Source organism: Bradyrhizobium sp. SK17 (genome assembly GCF_002831585.1).
Classification (GTDB): Bacteria; Pseudomonadota; Alphaproteobacteria; order Rhizobiales; family Xanthobacteraceae; genus Bradyrhizobium.
This window is the reverse complement of the sequence record NZ_CP025113.1, coordinates 375,796-390,050: the sequence shown is the minus strand read 5'-3', so window position 1 is coordinate 390,050 and position 14,255 is coordinate 375,796. Positions and strand designations below refer to the sequence as shown.

General features: G+C 64.4%; 13 protein-coding genes. 7 read left to right on the top strand and 6 right to left on the bottom strand.

Annotated features, from left to right (window positions below):
* Positions 1 to 76 precede the first annotated feature (76 nt).
* The 3 genes from CWS35_RS01800 to metG form a co-directional block, all read right to left on the bottom strand.
* The gene (locus CWS35_RS01800; protein WP_024584374.1) at positions 77 to 2,953 is read right to left on the bottom strand and encodes an EAL domain-containing protein; all 2,877 of its coding nucleotides are present in this window, start codon (positions 2,951 to 2,953) and stop codon (positions 77 to 79) included.
* Positions 2,954 to 3,073: 120 nt separating this feature from the next.
* Positions 3,074 to 4,072 (bottom strand): NAD(P)H-quinone oxidoreductase, encoded by a 999-nt coding sequence (locus CWS35_RS01795; protein WP_024584375.1) that lies wholly within the window; start codon positions 4,070 to 4,072, stop codon positions 3,074 to 3,076.
* A 69-nt stretch (positions 4,073 to 4,141) separates the two neighbouring features.
* Complete coding sequence (metG, locus tag CWS35_RS01790; RefSeq protein WP_100950469.1) at positions 4,142 to 5,821, bottom strand: methionine--tRNA ligase; 1,680 nt, start codon at positions 5,819 to 5,821, stop codon at positions 4,142 to 4,144.
* A 269-nt stretch (positions 5,822 to 6,090) separates the two neighbouring features.
* On the opposite strand from metG, the gene CWS35_RS01785 reads away from it, so the two are divergent.
* Positions 6,091 to 6,282 (top strand): DUF1192 domain-containing protein, encoded by a 192-nt coding sequence (locus CWS35_RS01785; RefSeq protein ID WP_100950467.1) that lies wholly within the window; start codon positions 6,091 to 6,093, stop codon positions 6,280 to 6,282.
* A 248-nt stretch (positions 6,283 to 6,530) separates the two neighbouring features.
* Here CWS35_RS01785 and CWS35_RS38755 read toward each other — a convergent pair whose 3' ends face one another.
* Positions 6,531 to 6,758, bottom strand: coding sequence for a hypothetical protein (locus CWS35_RS38755; RefSeq protein ID WP_157817060.1), 228 nt, complete (start codon positions 6,756 to 6,758; stop codon positions 6,531 to 6,533).
* Positions 6,759 to 6,799: 41 nt separating this feature from the next.
* On the opposite strand from CWS35_RS38755, the gene CWS35_RS01780 reads away from it, so the two are divergent.
* The 3 genes from CWS35_RS01780 (at position 6,800) to CWS35_RS01770 (ending at position 8,222) form a co-directional block, all read left to right on the top strand.
* On the top strand, positions 6,800 to 7,312 hold the full coding sequence (locus CWS35_RS01780) for a DUF1465 family protein (RefSeq protein WP_024584378.1): 513 nt from the start codon (positions 6,800 to 6,802) through the stop codon (positions 7,310 to 7,312).
* Between the two features lie 55 nt (positions 7,313 to 7,367).
* Positions 7,368 to 7,634, top strand: a complete 267-nt coding sequence (locus CWS35_RS01775; RefSeq protein WP_100950465.1) for a hypothetical protein — start codon at positions 7,368 to 7,370, stop codon at positions 7,632 to 7,634.
* 66 nt (positions 7,635 to 7,700) lie between these two features.
* Positions 7,701 to 8,222, top strand: a complete 522-nt coding sequence (locus CWS35_RS01770; protein ID WP_157817059.1) for a hypothetical protein — start codon at positions 7,701 to 7,703, stop codon at positions 8,220 to 8,222.
* A 1-nt stretch (position 8,223) separates the two neighbouring features.
* On the opposite strand, the gene CWS35_RS01765 is transcribed toward CWS35_RS01770, so the two are convergent.
* Positions 8,224 to 9,723, bottom strand: a complete 1,500-nt coding sequence (locus tag CWS35_RS01765; RefSeq protein ID WP_100950460.1) for a PLP-dependent aminotransferase family protein — start codon at positions 9,721 to 9,723, stop codon at positions 8,224 to 8,226.
* A 109-nt stretch (positions 9,724 to 9,832) separates the two neighbouring features.
* Here CWS35_RS01765 and CWS35_RS01760 point away from each other — a divergent pair, with 109 nt between their 5' ends.
* The 3 genes from CWS35_RS01760 (at position 9,833) to CWS35_RS01750 (ending at position 13,042) form a co-directional block, all read left to right on the top strand.
* Positions 9,833 to 10,459 (top strand): FMN-binding negative transcriptional regulator, encoded by a 627-nt coding sequence (locus CWS35_RS01760; RefSeq protein ID WP_100950457.1) that lies wholly within the window; start codon positions 9,833 to 9,835, stop codon positions 10,457 to 10,459.
* Between the two features lie 148 nt (positions 10,460 to 10,607).
* Complete coding sequence (locus CWS35_RS01755) at positions 10,608 to 11,225, top strand: LysE family translocator (RefSeq protein WP_100950455.1); 618 nt, start codon at positions 10,608 to 10,610, stop codon at positions 11,223 to 11,225.
* 98 nt (positions 11,226 to 11,323) lie between these two features.
* A complete protein-coding gene (locus tag CWS35_RS01750) occupies positions 11,324 to 13,042 on the top strand; it encodes a serine hydrolase (RefSeq protein ID WP_168226251.1) in 1,719 nt (572 codons plus the stop codon).
* An 821-nt stretch (positions 13,043 to 13,863) separates the two neighbouring features.
* Here CWS35_RS01750 and rpmE read toward each other — a convergent pair.
* Positions 13,864 to 14,091 (bottom strand): 50S ribosomal protein L31, encoded by a 228-nt coding sequence (gene rpmE, locus CWS35_RS01745; protein ID WP_100950451.1) that lies wholly within the window; start codon positions 14,089 to 14,091, stop codon positions 13,864 to 13,866.
* Positions 14,092 to 14,255 lie beyond the last annotated feature (164 nt).

Here is a 14,255-nt window from a genome sequence, read left to right as displayed (position 1 = left end):
GCGGCGTACTGGCTACTCCGCTTTCGCGGAGTATGACATCGGAAGTCGGGGCGACAGATTTGCTTCCGCCGGAGCCTTAGCTCGCGGCTTCCAGCCGTTCCTCGGTGAGCAGCCGCGTGGCGGCGTCGGCGTCCATCGGCTCGCCGAACGCAAAGCCCTGCGCGTATTCGCAGCCGAGCTGGTAGAGCTCGACGGCGTCGGAATCGGTCTCGGCGCCTTCCGCCACCACCTGCATGCCGAGATCATGCGCCAGCGCGATGATCGATTTCAGGATCACCGGGCGGGTGCCGCGGCTGGTGGTGCGGACGAACGACTGGTCGATCTTGATGGTGTCGAACGGGAAGCGCTGCAAATAGGACAGCGAGGAATGGCCGGTGCCGAAATCATCGAGCGACAAACCGGTGCCGAGTTCGCGGATCCGCGCCAGCATCTGGGCGGCGTGCTCCGGGTTCTCCATGACCAGCGATTCCGTCAATTCGAGCTTGAGCGTGCCGCGCGCCACCGAGGAGCGCGACAGCACGGTGCGGATATCGTGGATCAGGTCGTGGCGCAGCAACTGCCGCGACGACACGTTGACCGAAGCGAAGATCGGCTCGCGCGCCCGCATCGCGCGCTGCCACACCGCGAGCTGGCGCGCGGTCTGGTCCATCACGAACATGCCGAGATCGACGATCAGGCCGGTCTCCTCGGCGACGTTGATGAATTCCGAAGGCGACATCCGGCCGAGCTTGGGATGGTCCCAGCGCACCAGCGCCTCGAAGCCCGCGATCGCACGATCCTCCAGCCGTACGATCGGCTGGTACAGGATCGTGAGCTCCTGCCGCTCGATGGCGCGGCGCAAATCGCTCTCGAGCGTCAGGCGGTCGGTCTTCCGCGCCCGCATTGCCGGCTTGTAGACGTCGATGCGATCGCCGCCGATCCGCTTCGAATGATACATCGCAAGTTCGGCGTCCTTGATGATCTCGTCGGTGAGCGGCGCCTGCGGATCGGACAGCGCAAGCCCGATCGAGGCGGTCAGGAAGATCTCGCGGTCGTTGAAGGCGATCGGGGCGCGGATGGTCTTGCGGATGGTCTCGGCGAAATTGGTGATCCGCGCCGGGTCCTGCTCCGACAGCAGGATCAGGCCGAACTGGTCGCCCGCCATCCGCGCCAGCGTGTCCTGCGGCTTCAGGATGCGGGTCAGCCGCCGCGCCAGCGTCAGCAGAATGGAATCGCCGACCGCGATGCCGACGGAATCATTGACCTGCTTGAAGCGGTCGAGGTCGATCACCATCAGGGTCGGCCGCAGGCTCGGCATGGTCTTGGCGAGGTTCGCCACCGCGCCGAGGCGGTCCATGAACAGGCGGCGGTTCGGCAGGCCGGTCAGATTGTCATGCACCGAGTCGTGCAGCATCCGCTCTTCGGAGTTCTTGAACTCGGTGACGTCGGTGAGGGTCCCGACCACGCGCGAGACCTCGCCGTCGGAGCCGACCACCGGCCGCGCCTTCAGTGCGAACCACATGAAGTGGCCGTCCGGCGTGCGCAGCCGGAAGTCCTGCACCAGGCGGCCGCGGCGCTGGTCGAGCACGCTGTCGAGGGCGGCGCGGAAGCGGTCCTGGTCGAGCGGGTGCAGCACCTCGAGCCATTTCGCCGCCGGGCCTTCCAGCGTGCCGCGCTTCAGGCCGAGCAGGGCCTCGGTCTCGGGGCTGGTGAACACCTTGTCGGCGGAGACGTCCCAGTCCCAGATCAGGTCGCCGGAGCCGGTCAGCGCCAGCGCCCGTCGCTCGACATCGGAGACCACGCCGGTGGTGGCGCCGCCGCCGGCGAAGGCGTGCTGCATCACCGTGAAGCCGATCAGCATCACGATCAGCACCAGGCCGCCGAGCAGCGCCGGGCCGACGATGTCGTTGGTGACCGAGCCCGCCACCGTCATGCCGGCTGCGATTACCCAGACCACCAGCAGGAACCAGGTCGGGATCAGCAGCACCGCGCGGTCGAAGCCGTGGGTCGAGAGATAGACGATCAGGGCGAAGCCGGCGAACGCGATCATCACCAGCGACATCCGCGCGATGCCGGAGGCGACCGCGGGATCGAACAGCGCCAGCGCCACCAGCGAGCCGAGGAAGACCAGCCAGCCGATCGTGATGTGCGAGTAGCGCACGTGCCAGCGACTGAGGTTGAGATAGGCGAACAGGAACACCAGCAATGTCGCCGCGAGGATCGCCTCGCCCGCCGCGCGCCAGACGCGCTCGGCGTTGTTCGACATGTCGAGCACCTTGCCCCAGAAGCCGAAGTCGACGCCGATATAGACCAGCACCGCCCAGGCCAGCGCGGCGGCGGCCGGGAACATGATGCTGCCCTTGACCACAAACAAAATCGTGAGCACCAGCGCGAGCAGGCCCGAGATGCCGATCACGATGCCCTGGTACAGCGTGAACGAGTTGACCTTGTCCTTGTAGGCGTCCGGTTCCCACAGATAGAGCTGCGGCAGCTTGTCGGTGCGCAGTTCGGCGACATAGGTGACGACGGCGCCGGGATCGAGCGTGATGCGGAACACGTCGGCGGTCGGGCTCTCCTGCCGCTCGGGACGATCGCCGACCGAGGGCGTGATGGTCGCGATGCGCGACAGGCCGAGGTCTGGCCACAACAGGCCTGACGACACGATGCGGTAATGCGGCGCGACGATCAGGCGGTCGAGCTGGTCGTCGGTGTTGTTGGCGAGCGCGAACACCACCCAGTTCTGGCCGCCTTCGCGGGCGCGAACCTCGATGCGGCGCACGATGCCGTCGGTTCCCGGCGCGGTGGAGACCTGGATGCGATCGCCTTCACTGCGCTGATGGTCGAGCACCGCTGTCAGGTCGATCGCCGGCGCATCGCTGCGCACGCTGACCGCGTCGATCGCATACGCTTCAGGCGCAGCGGCAAACATCATGAGGCCCAGCGCGAGCAGCGCAAGGCACCTGATCAGACGCAATGTCAGTACTCCGCGATCGACAAACTGCCCGGATCCGGCGACCGGCCCGGAGGTGGCGCGATAAATGACACGAATGCGAAGGGAATCAAAGGGTTTCCGCCCCTGCTTCCACGTTGAGAATTAGACGACCAACACAATTTTGCCAATATGTTCGCTGGTCTCCATGCGGCGGTGCGCGTCGGCGGCCTTTTCCAGCGGGAATGTGCTGTCCATCAGCGGCTTGACGCGGCCTTCGCGCAGCAAGGGCAGCACCTTTGCCTCGATCGCCGCGACCATCGCCGCCTTGTCCGCATTACTACGGGGACGCAAGGTCGAGCCGGTGTGGTGCAGCCGCTTGATCATCAGCTTGGAGAAATTGGCCGTGGTCTTGGGTGTTCCCGACAGGAACGCGATCTGGACGATGCGGCCCTCGACCGCGGCGGCGTCGTAGTTGCGGTCGATATAGTCGCCGCCCACCATGTCGAGGATGACATTGGCGCCGGCGCCGCCGGTGGCCGTCTTCACCGCCTCGACGAAATCCTCGGTCTTGTAGTTGACCGCATGATCGGCGCCGAGCTTCAGGCAGGCATCGGCCTTGTCTTGCGAGCCGACGGTGACGATCACCTTGGCGCCGAACGCCTTGGCAAGCTGGATCGCCATCGTGCCGATGCCCGACGAGCCGCCGTGAATCAGCAGCGTCTCGCCGGCCTTCAGCGCGCCGCGCTCGAACACATTGTGCCACACCGTCATCAGGGTTTCCGGAGTAGCGCCGGCTTCCTGCATCGACAGTGAGGACGGCACGGTCATCGCCTGCGCGTCCTGCGCGATGCAATATTGCGCGTAGCCGCCGCCGGCGACCAGCGACATCACCTTGTCGCCGATCTTGTGCTTGGCGCCTTCGCCGAGCGCCACCACTTCGCCCGCGATCTCGAGGCCGGGCAGGTCGCTCGCGCCGGGCGGCGGCGGATAGGAGCCGGAGCGCTGCGCGACGTCGGGGCGATTGACGCCGGCGGCCGCGACCTTGACCAGGATTTCGCCGGCCTTCGGCACCGGCAACGCGCGGGTCTCCGGCACCAGCACCTCCGGGCCACCGGGCTTGCTGATGGCAACGACGGTCATTTGCGCGGGCAGGTTCGACATGGTTCGTCCTTGGTCAGGGAAGAGGATTGGCGGATGGCATAACGCCTTTTCGAACGGAGCGAAACGCCATTACGTCCCGAACCGCCTCGTCAGATGGTCGGCCTTCTCCGCGGTGATTTTCTCGACCAGCGGGCCGAGCCGCGCGACCGGCGTGCCGGCACCGCGATCCAGCAGCGTGAGCACTGGGCCATTGGGCCAGCACGGCACCGCATCGTCGTGGCCGAGTGCGCCGAGCACGCGTTCCGACAGACCCGGCACGATGCTCCACGCCAGCGTGGCGCAGAGCGCGACCAGATTGAGCCCAATGCGGGTGATGACGGCGGCGCGGTCTGGATCGGACTTGATCGCCGTCCAGGGGGCTGCGTGTTGCAGGTAGGCGTTCGCGACGTCCCAGATCGCGCGCGTAGTCGCCGCGGCGGCGCGAAACTCCAGTGCGATGTGATGGCGGTGCAGCGCCGCGATGCGTTGCTCCAGATCACGCGCGAGCCGATGCTCGGCGTCACCGGGGGCGCCGCCATCCGGAATGCGGCCGTCGAAGGCACGATGCGCGAAGCTCGTGATGCGGTTGACGAGGTTGCCGAAGATATCGGCGAGATCCTTGTTCACATCGGCAACGAACCGCGTGACGCCGAAATCGGTGTCGGCACTTTCGGGCGCGTTGGCGATCAGCCACCAGCGCCAGAGGTCGGCCGGCAGTTCCTCCAGTGCCGCATCGGTGAAGATGCCGCGCTTGCGGCTGGTCGAGAACTTGCCGCCCTCGTAATTCAGCCAGTGGAATCCCTTGATCACGTCGGCGGTGGTCCATGGTTCGCCGGAGCCGAGCAGCGTCGCCGGAAAGCTCACGGTGTGGAACGGGATGTTGTCCTTGCCGAGGAACTGGATGTAGCTGACGTCACTGGCTTGCCACCACCAATCGCGCCAGTCGCGATCGGGCGCGGCGTCCGCCCATTGCTGCGTCGCCGCGATGTAGCCGATCGGCGCATCGAACCAGACATAGAATACCTTGCCGTCGAAGCCCTCGCGCGGCACCGCGATGCCCCAGGCGAGATCGCGGGTGATGCAGCGGTCGCGCAGCTCGGCATTGAGCCAGCTCTTTGCGGTCGACACCACGAAGGGCGGCCATCCCGCGCGGCTGTCGATCCAGGCGCCGATCTTCTCGACGAGTTGCGACTGGCGCAGGAACAGATGACGGCTGTCGCGGATCTCGAGCGCGCGGTCGCCTGACAGCGCCGAGCGCGGCGCGATCAGCTCCGGCGGGTCGAGCAGCGTGCCGCAATGGTCGCACTGATCGCCGCGCGCGTTGGGATCGCCGCAATGCGGACAGGTGCCGAGCACGTAGCGGTCGGGCAGGAAGCGCTGGTCGAGCGGCGACCAAACTTGTTGCGAGGTCTGCGCCGCGATCAGCCCGGCGGCATCGAGCCGGCGATAGAAATGCTGTGTCAGTGCATGGTTGCGCGGCGAACTGGTGCGGCCGAAGTGATCGAAGGCGAGGCCAAAGCGCCGGTAGATGTCGGCCTGGACGGCGTGTTGCGCGTCGCAGAACGTGCGGACATCCTGTCCGGCCTCGATGGCGCCGAGCTCGGCCGGCGTGCCGTGCTCGTCGGTCGCACAGATGAACAGCACGTCGCAGCCGATCTGCCGCCGGAAGCGGGCGTGGACGTCGGCGGGCAGCAGCGAGCCGACGAGATTGCCGAGATGCTTGACGCCGTTTACGTAAGGAAGGGCGCTGGTGATGAGAATCTTGCTCATGGGTGAGGGTCTTTCGCGTTGGCTGATGCCGACCCCGAAAATCAAATCGGAAAAATCAAAAAGCCCTCCCGCATGATCGGAAGGGCTTGGGGTCGGCTCATGCCTCGCGCGCAGACGCGCGCTATCCCGTCCGGTCAGACTCCTTGCGGTCGGGCCGGGGCATTCGCGTCAGATGTTGCGCGCACACGAAAGTCACTGCAAAATTCTCCTCGTATGCAGATCTAACATCTCTGGGCCCAAGGCGCCAGATCACATCGCCGGGAGGACACATGCCGATTGAGGATGAGGACCGGCCGCGGAAGAAGATCAGCCACGAGATCGGACAGGATCTCTCGTTGCTCTCGGTCGAGGAATTGACCGAGCGCATCGCGCTGCTCACCACCGAAGTCGATCGCCTGAAGGAGGCGATGTCGAAGAAGCGTGCGTCGAAGGATGCCGCCAACGCGTTCTTCAAGTCGTAGCCAGCGACATCACATCACGTCGTCCCGGACAAGCGAGTAAGCGAGCGCGATCCGGGACCCATAACCACCGCTGTTCCTCGTTGCGTAAGGTTGGGCCACAGCCACGTGCAACGCGGGCACTGGGGGCTATGGGTCCTGGCCCCGTGCGCAATGGCGCACCAGGCCGGGACGACGCGTGGGGACCAGCGAGGGCCTGTGCCAAACTCGGTCAATGGCCGACGTGGCAAACAAAGCGTCAAGAAATCCGTTCATTTACGATTGATTAAGCTTTCTCGATTATGACTGCATTGTCCTCGTTTGGACACCGAGTGGCTCCTGTCCACTCTGTTTGACGCCTCCCTGTTATCAACTTCAAAAGCCGCCGGAAACGGCGGCTCTTTTTTGTTGCGTCCCATCAGCTGGAAACCATAAATCGGGTTGCGGCTGGACTCTTCGGCGCGCCCGCGCAATGATTTGTTCATCATAAGCTGGCGCATCAGACGCCGGCGGGCGTTACGGTGGTGTGAGGGCGTTAACCATGGCCGATCGTTCCCAGAGCGAAGTCGGGCTTGTGCTGTTCAGCGAACGGCTGACCAATTCTGCGGCATTTGGCGTGCTGTTCCGGGAAGGCATGGACCTGGTCGAGCAGACCGCCGCCTATCTCGACGGCGACGGCCGCGCCGAGGCCAAGGCGCTGGAACGCTCCGTCAGCCTGACCTATGCCACCGAGAGCATGCGCCTGACCACCCGGCTGATGCAGCTCGCCTCCTGGCTGCTGCTGCACCGCGCGGTCAAGGAAGGCGAGATGACGCTGACCCAGGCCAATCGCGAAAAGACCAAGGTCAAGCTGTCGGCTGCCGATCCTGGCCCGGCCGACATGGTGACGAAGTTGCCCGAGCAATTGCAGCAGCTGATCGCCCGCTCGATGGATTTGCAGGCGCGTGTCCGCCGGCTCGACACCACGATTCACGCGCCGGCGCCGGATCGTTCGACCATCGGCAACCCGCTGGTGCCGCAGCTCAACCGCCTCAAGGCGGCGTTCGAGCAGTAACACCGGTGCCGAGAGGCATCGCTGGCGCATTCGGTCCCCCTACCGGAGACGACCATTGGAGAAATTTTTTCTCGCCTGGGTCGTGCTCGGATGGCTGGTCTTCGGGTGGACCTTGCTGCGAATGATCTGGGCTGCGTACGTGGCCCGCGACCTTAGTCCTTCATCGTATTTCGGCGGCACCTTCTTGCTGGCTGACTACAACCGCAAACGTTTCCGCGTTCTTCTTTGCGCCTTCGGTTGGTGCATGTTTGGTGTAATCGTCTACAATGTACTTCAACCCGCCGTGCCTCCCGAACCAGGGGTAGCGCATGTCGGGAAATAACGGGCTTACGGCGTGGTCTCTCGGCGAAAGCTACTCATAGCTGCGACCGCTTCGGGGGTGCTCGCAGTGGCCGCAATTGGCAATGCTGGCGGCCAGACGGCCGGTCATCCGGAGCCCAAGACGCCTGCGGAAATGGCCCAGGCAATTGCTCGTTCCATCGACGCGATGGCTCACGCGTTTGAAGCGAAGGTGCCAAATCCGGCGACCATGCCGATAGCCTTCGAAGCTGCGACATCGCACGACAATGTCGTCGACGTGCGTTACAGAGCGAATGATGCGGGAATGCTTCCTCGCAACAAGGCCGAGGGCGAGGACCGGCGACTTCGATTTGCAGGTAAGTTTTGCTTTGATGGCCGCGTAGGGCTGCTTCAGAAAAATGGAGTGGTGATCCATCAAGTCCTTTCTGCGTCCGGCGTCTCCCCCTTCGAATTTACTATTGATCAATCGACTTGCGTCGCGCTGATTGAGGACGCCAAGGCTCGCGTCGAAGCTGCCGAACGGGAACGAGGCGCGCGGCCGACCCCGCTGGACGAGCCGAAGCATGTCCACACCATGACCATTCGGCCGGAGCAGGCCGAACAGAAATAGCTCAATCGGCATTGAACTGCGGCGATCGGCTTTGATCCATGACGTGTCGCAGCCGTACCGCCGCTGCCTCAAGCTCGTCCGGCTCGAACCCGCCGAAGCCGAGCATCAGGCCCGACCGTGGCTCACTCTTGTACATCGATGAAATCGGCCGCACCACGATGCCCTCGGCAAGCGCGGCTCTCGCCAATTGCACATCGTCGAAGCGCGGTGGCAGCCACAGCAGCAGGTGCATGCCCTGGTCGCTCGGTTGCAGCGTGACGTCATCCGGCATGTGACGCGTCAGCGCCGCGATCAATGTCGCGCGCCGCGCGGCATAGACGCCGCGGATCCGCCGGATATGCGCTTCGAACAGCCCCTCGCGCATAAAGGCCGCCAGCACGTGCTGGTCGGCGGTCGGCGAGTGGCGGTCGAGCAGGGCGCGGGCGCCGGCGAAGGCATCGATCAGCGGCGGAGGCGCCACGACATAGCCGAGCCGCAGCGAGGGAAACAGCACCTTGCTCAGCGTGCCCAGATAGATCACGCGTGACGGCGCGAGACCCTGCATCGACGGAAACGGATGGCCGGCATAGCGCAGCTCGCTGTCGTAATCGTCCTCGACGATCCACCCATTGCTGAGCTGTGCCCACGCCACCAGCGCGTTGCGGCGGGCCATGCTCATCGGCATCCCCAGCGGATATTGATGCGACGGGGTTACGAACGCCGCGCGGGCATCCGGGCACGCCGCGATCGCGGCGTCGACGTCGATGCCTTGCGCATCGACGGCCACGCGCGTGGTGACGAGATCGAGATCGTCGAGCACGGCGGTCATGCCGGGATAGGCGGGATCCTCGGTCCACACCGGATCACCCGGCGACAGCAGCACGCGACCGGCGAGATACAATCCCTGTTGCGTGCCGGCCGTGATCACGACCTGCTCGGGCTCGCAATGCACGGCGCGGGATTTGCGCACATAGTCGGCGATCGCCTGCCGCAGCTCCATCAAGCCGCGCGGATCGCCGTAGCTCGCGGGCGCCGCCGCGCGCGAGGCGCGCACACGGTTGCCGAGGCGGCGCCAATTGTCGTCGGGAGCGACGGCGCCGCCCGGGACCGCGATCGCGAACGGGACTTCCGGCATCGGCGTGAACGCCGCCGCCACCTTGGCCAGCCGCGCCGCGCGCGGCGGCAATTGGATCGGAGCTGACTTGTTCGGGCCGCGACCAGCCGGCGGGCCGACGGGTCGTGCCGGTTCGGCAAAGGTCGGCGCGACACGGGTGCCGGCGCCGACCTGCGAGACCAGATAGCCCTCGGCCTGCAACTGCTCGAAGGCCTCGGTCACCGTGCCGCGCGCGACGCCGAGCGATGCCGACAGCGCCCGCGTCGACGGCAGGAATTCCCCGGCCTTCAGTTCGCCCTTGGTGATTCCAGCACGCAGGGCCTGCGCGAGCTGGCGCCCGACCTGGCCGGCGGCGCGGTCGATCGCGCCGAGCGAGGGGATGCTGATCGTGGCGCGCAGGCGGGGCATAGTGGACCATTTAAGATGATCGAAAGTGGCTCTTATCATAGACCACTTCGGCGCTATGCTGCGAGCAACAAGTGATGGGGACGACCAAGAGGTCTGCAAGAGGTTCGCGATGTACCTGCCGCCGCATTTCAAGATGGATGAGCTCGGCCCGATCCACGCCGCGATGCAGGCCTCACGGCTCGCGACGCTGGTCACCGCGACCGCGGACGGCCTGATCGGCACGCCGCTGCCGCTGATCCTCAACGCACACGAGGGCGAGTACGGCACGCTCTATGGCCACGTCGCGCGGCCCAATCCGCAATGGAAGCTGCCTGCGACCGGCGAGGCGATGGCGATCTTCATGGGTCCCGACGCCTATGTGACGCCGTCCTGGTATGTGACCAAGGCCGAGCACGGCAAGGTGGTGCCGACCTGGAATTACGTCGCCGTGCACGCCTACGGCGCGGCCGAATTCTTCGAAGATGCCGATCGCCTGCTCGATGTCGTCACCCGGCTGACCGAGCTGCACGAGAAGCCGCGCGCGGAAGCCTGGCAGGTCAGCGACGCGCCGGATGATTTCATCAAGGCCCAACTGCGCGGCATCGTCGGCTTCCGGATGCCGATCACCCGGATCGATGCCAAGAAGAAGATGAGCCAGAACCGCAAGCAGGAGGATCGCGCCGGCGTCATCGCCGGACTCGGCGAAAGCGACAACCCCGTCGATCATGAGGTCGCGGCGATGATCCCGGCGAATTGAGGCTCGCAGCCTGTCATTGCGAGGAGCGATAGCGACGAAGCAATCCATCCCTTGGTAGACGCGGGCAGATGGATTGCTTCGCTTGCAATGACGGCTGCTGGGGAGTAGCGGCCGATCAGCCCCTTATCGTCCGGAGATTGAACCTCACATGGAATTGTATCTTGCCTTCGCCATTACGACCGCCACCTTCGCGCTGATCCCCGGGCCAGCGATGCTTTATGCTGCGGCCCGCACCCTGGCGGGCGGCCGGCGCGCGGGGCTGATGGCCTCGCTTGGGCTGCATCTCGGCGGCTACGTCCATGTCGTCGCCGCGGCCGCCGGCCTCGCGCTGCTGTTTCATGCGGTACCGCCGCTGTTCACCGCGATGAAGCTCGCCGGCGCGGCCTATCTGGTCTGGCTCGGCCTGTCGCTGTTTCGCGATCGAGACAACACCAAGCGTCCCACGCTGGCGCCGCTCTCCGCCGAGCGCGCCTTCGCCCAAAGCATCGTCGTCGAGGTGCTCAATCCGAAGACCGCGATCTTCTTCCTGGCGTTCCTGCCGCAATTCGTCGATGCGACGGCGAGTCTGCCGGTCTGGGCCCAACTGTTCCTGCTCGGCACCATCGTCAACCTGACCTTCTCGGCGGTCGATATCGTCTGCGTCGTCTTTGCCAGCGCCGTGATGTCGAAGCTGCAACGCTCCCGGCGATCGCAACGGATCATGCAGCGGATCGGCGGCAGCATCCTGATCGCACTCGGCGCGCGGCTGGCGTTCCAGGATCGCTAGGGGCAGATGCCTCACTTTTTGATGAGGACGGCAACCCCAACTGCCTTTGTGTTACGGTCATGGCGCGACGCTTCGCAGCATCGACCGGGAGAGTCGTTATGCTTTTCAGGACTATTGCGGTTGCGGCGCTGTGTCTTTCGGCGCTTGGTGCCACCGGCTCTCGATCGGAGTCCCCGATCGCCGCAACGCCAGACCGAGCGTCGGCCGAGCGCGCCGTCGATCAGCTGTTTGTCCGATGGGCCGAACCGAACTCGCCCGGTGCCGTCGTTGCCGTCCTGCAAGACGGCAAGATCATCTACAGCCAAGGCTATGGCGCGGCCAATCTGGAGTATGGCATCCGCAATACGCCGGCAACCGTGTTTCACCTGGCATCGGTCTCCAAGCAGTTCACCGCCTTCGCGATCTACCTGCTCGTCCAGGACGGAAAGCTGTCCCTGGATGATGACGTTCGCAAGTATGTTCCGAAGCTGCACGATTTCGGCAAGGTGATAACGATCCGCCAGCTCCTTCATCACACGAGCGGCGTTCGCGACCAGTGGAATCTTCTGGCCCTCGCAGGGTGGCGGCTTGACGACGAGATCACGGACGATGATGTCGCGCGCCTGCTGTTTCAACAGACCGGGTTGAACTTCGCGCCCGGCGATCAATTCCTCTACAGCAACAGCGGCTACACCCTGCTCGCGATGGTCGTGCAGCAAGTGTCCGGCAAGACGCTGGCCGAGTTCGCGAAGCAGCGCATCTTCGATCCTCTCGGTATGTCGAACACGCACTTCCAGGACAGATACGGCACCGTCGTCAAGGACCGGGCCTATTCCTACGCGCGACGGCCGGACGGCAAGTACCAGTACATCGCGCTGAGCTATTCGACGGTCGGGCCTTCGAGCCTGTTTTCAACGGTCGGCGATCTGGCGCGCTGGGACGAGAACTTCTACACGGCCGAAGCCGGCGGCCCGGCGCTGCTCGCCGAGATGCAGCAGAAAGGCAAGCTCAACAACGGCAAGGACATCAACTACGCGTCCGGCCTGTTCATCGGAAAGTATCGCGGGCTCAGGACGGTCGAGCACTCGGGCGGCGACGCCGCCTATCGGACCAATATTCTCAGGTTTCCGGACCAGCATTTCTCGGTCGTGATCCTCGCAAACGCGGGAGATCTGAATCCAGCGGCACTGTCGTTCGAGATCGCAGACATCTATCTGAAGGACCTGATGCAGCCCGCTTCTGACAAGCAGGCGCTTGACGACAAGCCGGAAGTTGCAGTCGACCCCAAGCTCCTCGATGCCTATGTTGGCGACTATGAACTCAGGCCGGGATTCATCATTTCGTTCAGCAAGGACAATGATCACCTCGTCACGCGCGCGACCGGCCAGCCATCGTTTCCGATGTACGCGGTCTCCAACACCGCGTTCCGACTGAGGGTCGTCTCTGCCGAAGTCGTCTTCGATGAAGTAACGCCGGGAGGAACGGTGCAGCACGCGATCCTGCACCAGAACGGCGCCAGTCTTCCTCTGAGGCGCATAGCGATCACCAAGCCTGCGGCGGATCGGCTCACTGCATACGAAGGTCATTACTACAGTGCGGAACTCGGCGTCATCTATGACGTGTTCGTTCGCGAGAACGCGCTGAAAGTGCGCTACCTGCGAGGAGATCTCGATCTGCAACCCGTGGGAACTGATGCCTTCACGACGGGTTTTCCGATAGGGAATCTGAAGTTCGTCTGCGCCGACGACGGTAAGTGCGATGCTTTGTCGGTCGATGATGGCCGCGTCAAGGAGCTGCGATTCGTCAGGATCTCGATCGATCCGAAGTCGTCCCAATGATCGGGTGTGCGCCGCCTGAGGACGGCAGACCCGCTTGGGGGCGGCAGGTGCGACAAGATAACCCGACGGGCAACTCAGCAAAAATGCGTCAAGCCCCCGCCATGAAAATATTTCGGTTTATCAGTAGATCAACTCAGTGTATGGTCTGGCCGTCTCATCCGATCGAGGGGCGCTTCGCGGTCGTCACGAACGCGGGTCGAGATGCGGTGGACGCCGAATGCGCGACTGACGAGTGCGCGTGAGGCGGACGGTGAAGTCGTGTGGTCCTGACGCCCAAGTGGCAGGTGTCTTTTCCGATTGCGCGGTGCGCGTTGCGAAGACGGTGACAAACAAGCCAAGTCTCGCCGGGGAGAGCACGAAGTAAGCCGTAACCCATCGCGCAGGGAAAGCCGGGTTGTTTCCGGTTACACCTGTGGTCCTACCCCCGAGCTTTCTACCCATTGCTCGGGGCCCATGGGTGCGATCGGCACCCGGCTTTCCCTGCGCCCTCTGTGAGAGGAGGGCGGAACGAAAAGCAAAACTCCGGGCAGATGATGCCGCGAGAATGAGGACGTATGACCCGCGACCGTGCACCATTCTCGGTGTCGTCCCGGCGAAGGCCGGGACCCATAACCACCGAACGCGATTGTTGAGCGATGCTGGAATGACGAGTCCCGCCTCCAACATCCGCCGCGGCGTATGGGTCCCGGCCTGCGCCGGGACGACGGCTCGGAGAGAGTGTGCGTCCGCTCGTCCAATCTTCCCGGAGCGCCCAAAAACAAAAACGCCCCCGAAACGGAGGCGTTCTGCATTCGACAGCGAGGGGAATCCCGAAGCGGACTTTAGTCCTTCTTGAGGAAGCCCGAAAACTTCTTCTGGAAGCGCGAGACGCGGCCGCCGCGGTCCATCAGCTGCTGGGTGCCGCCGGTCCAGGCCGGGTGCGACTTGGGGTCGATGTCGAGGTTCAGCGTGTCGCCTTCATTGCCCCAGGTCGAGCGGGTCAGGTACTCGGTGCCGTCGGTCATGACGACCTTAATCGTATGATAATTCGGATGAATATCGGCTTTCATGACAGTTCCTTCGGCGCGCCGGCGCCCATCTCAAGACATTCAGGTACGGGATTTGGCCGGCTCTATAACGCATGGAGCCCCCCAAAACAAGCCAAGAAAGGCCTCAAGCAAGGGCGCCAACCCCATCACCGGATTGGGCTTCAGCGGATTTGCCAGCCGGGGGT

What these genes read in the sequence shown, in the direction of transcription:
- CWS35_RS01795 (WP_024584375.1), bottom strand. Translation starts at nt 4,072, where the DNA reads ATGTCGAACCTGCCCGCGCAAATGACCGTCGTTGCCATCAGCAAGCCC.
- metG (WP_100950469.1), bottom strand. Translation starts at nt 5,821, where the DNA reads ATGAGCAAGATTCTCATCACCAGCGCCCTTCCTTACGTAAACGGCGTC.
- CWS35_RS01785 (WP_100950467.1), top strand. Translation starts at nt 6,091, where the DNA reads ATGCCGATTGAGGATGAGGACCGGCCGCGGAAGAAGATCAGCCACGAG.
- CWS35_RS38755 (WP_157817060.1), bottom strand. Translation starts at nt 6,758, where the DNA reads ATGCGCCAGCTTATGATGAACAAATCATTGCGCGGGCGCGCCGAAGAG.
- CWS35_RS01780 (WP_024584378.1), top strand. Translation starts at nt 6,800, where the DNA reads ATGGCCGATCGTTCCCAGAGCGAAGTCGGGCTTGTGCTGTTCAGCGAA.
- CWS35_RS01765 (WP_100950460.1), bottom strand. Translation starts at nt 9,723, where the DNA reads ATGCCCCGCCTGCGCGCCACGATCAGCATCCCCTCGCTCGGCGCGATC.
- CWS35_RS01760 (WP_100950457.1), top strand. Translation starts at nt 9,833, where the DNA reads ATGTACCTGCCGCCGCATTTCAAGATGGATGAGCTCGGCCCGATCCAC.
- CWS35_RS01755 (WP_100950455.1), top strand. Translation starts at nt 10,608, where the DNA reads ATGGAATTGTATCTTGCCTTCGCCATTACGACCGCCACCTTCGCGCTG.
- CWS35_RS01750 (WP_168226251.1), top strand. Translation starts at nt 11,324, where the DNA reads ATGCTTTTCAGGACTATTGCGGTTGCGGCGCTGTGTCTTTCGGCGCTT.
- rpmE (WP_100950451.1), bottom strand. Translation starts at nt 14,091, where the DNA reads ATGAAAGCCGATATTCATCCGAATTATCATACGATTAAGGTCGTCATG.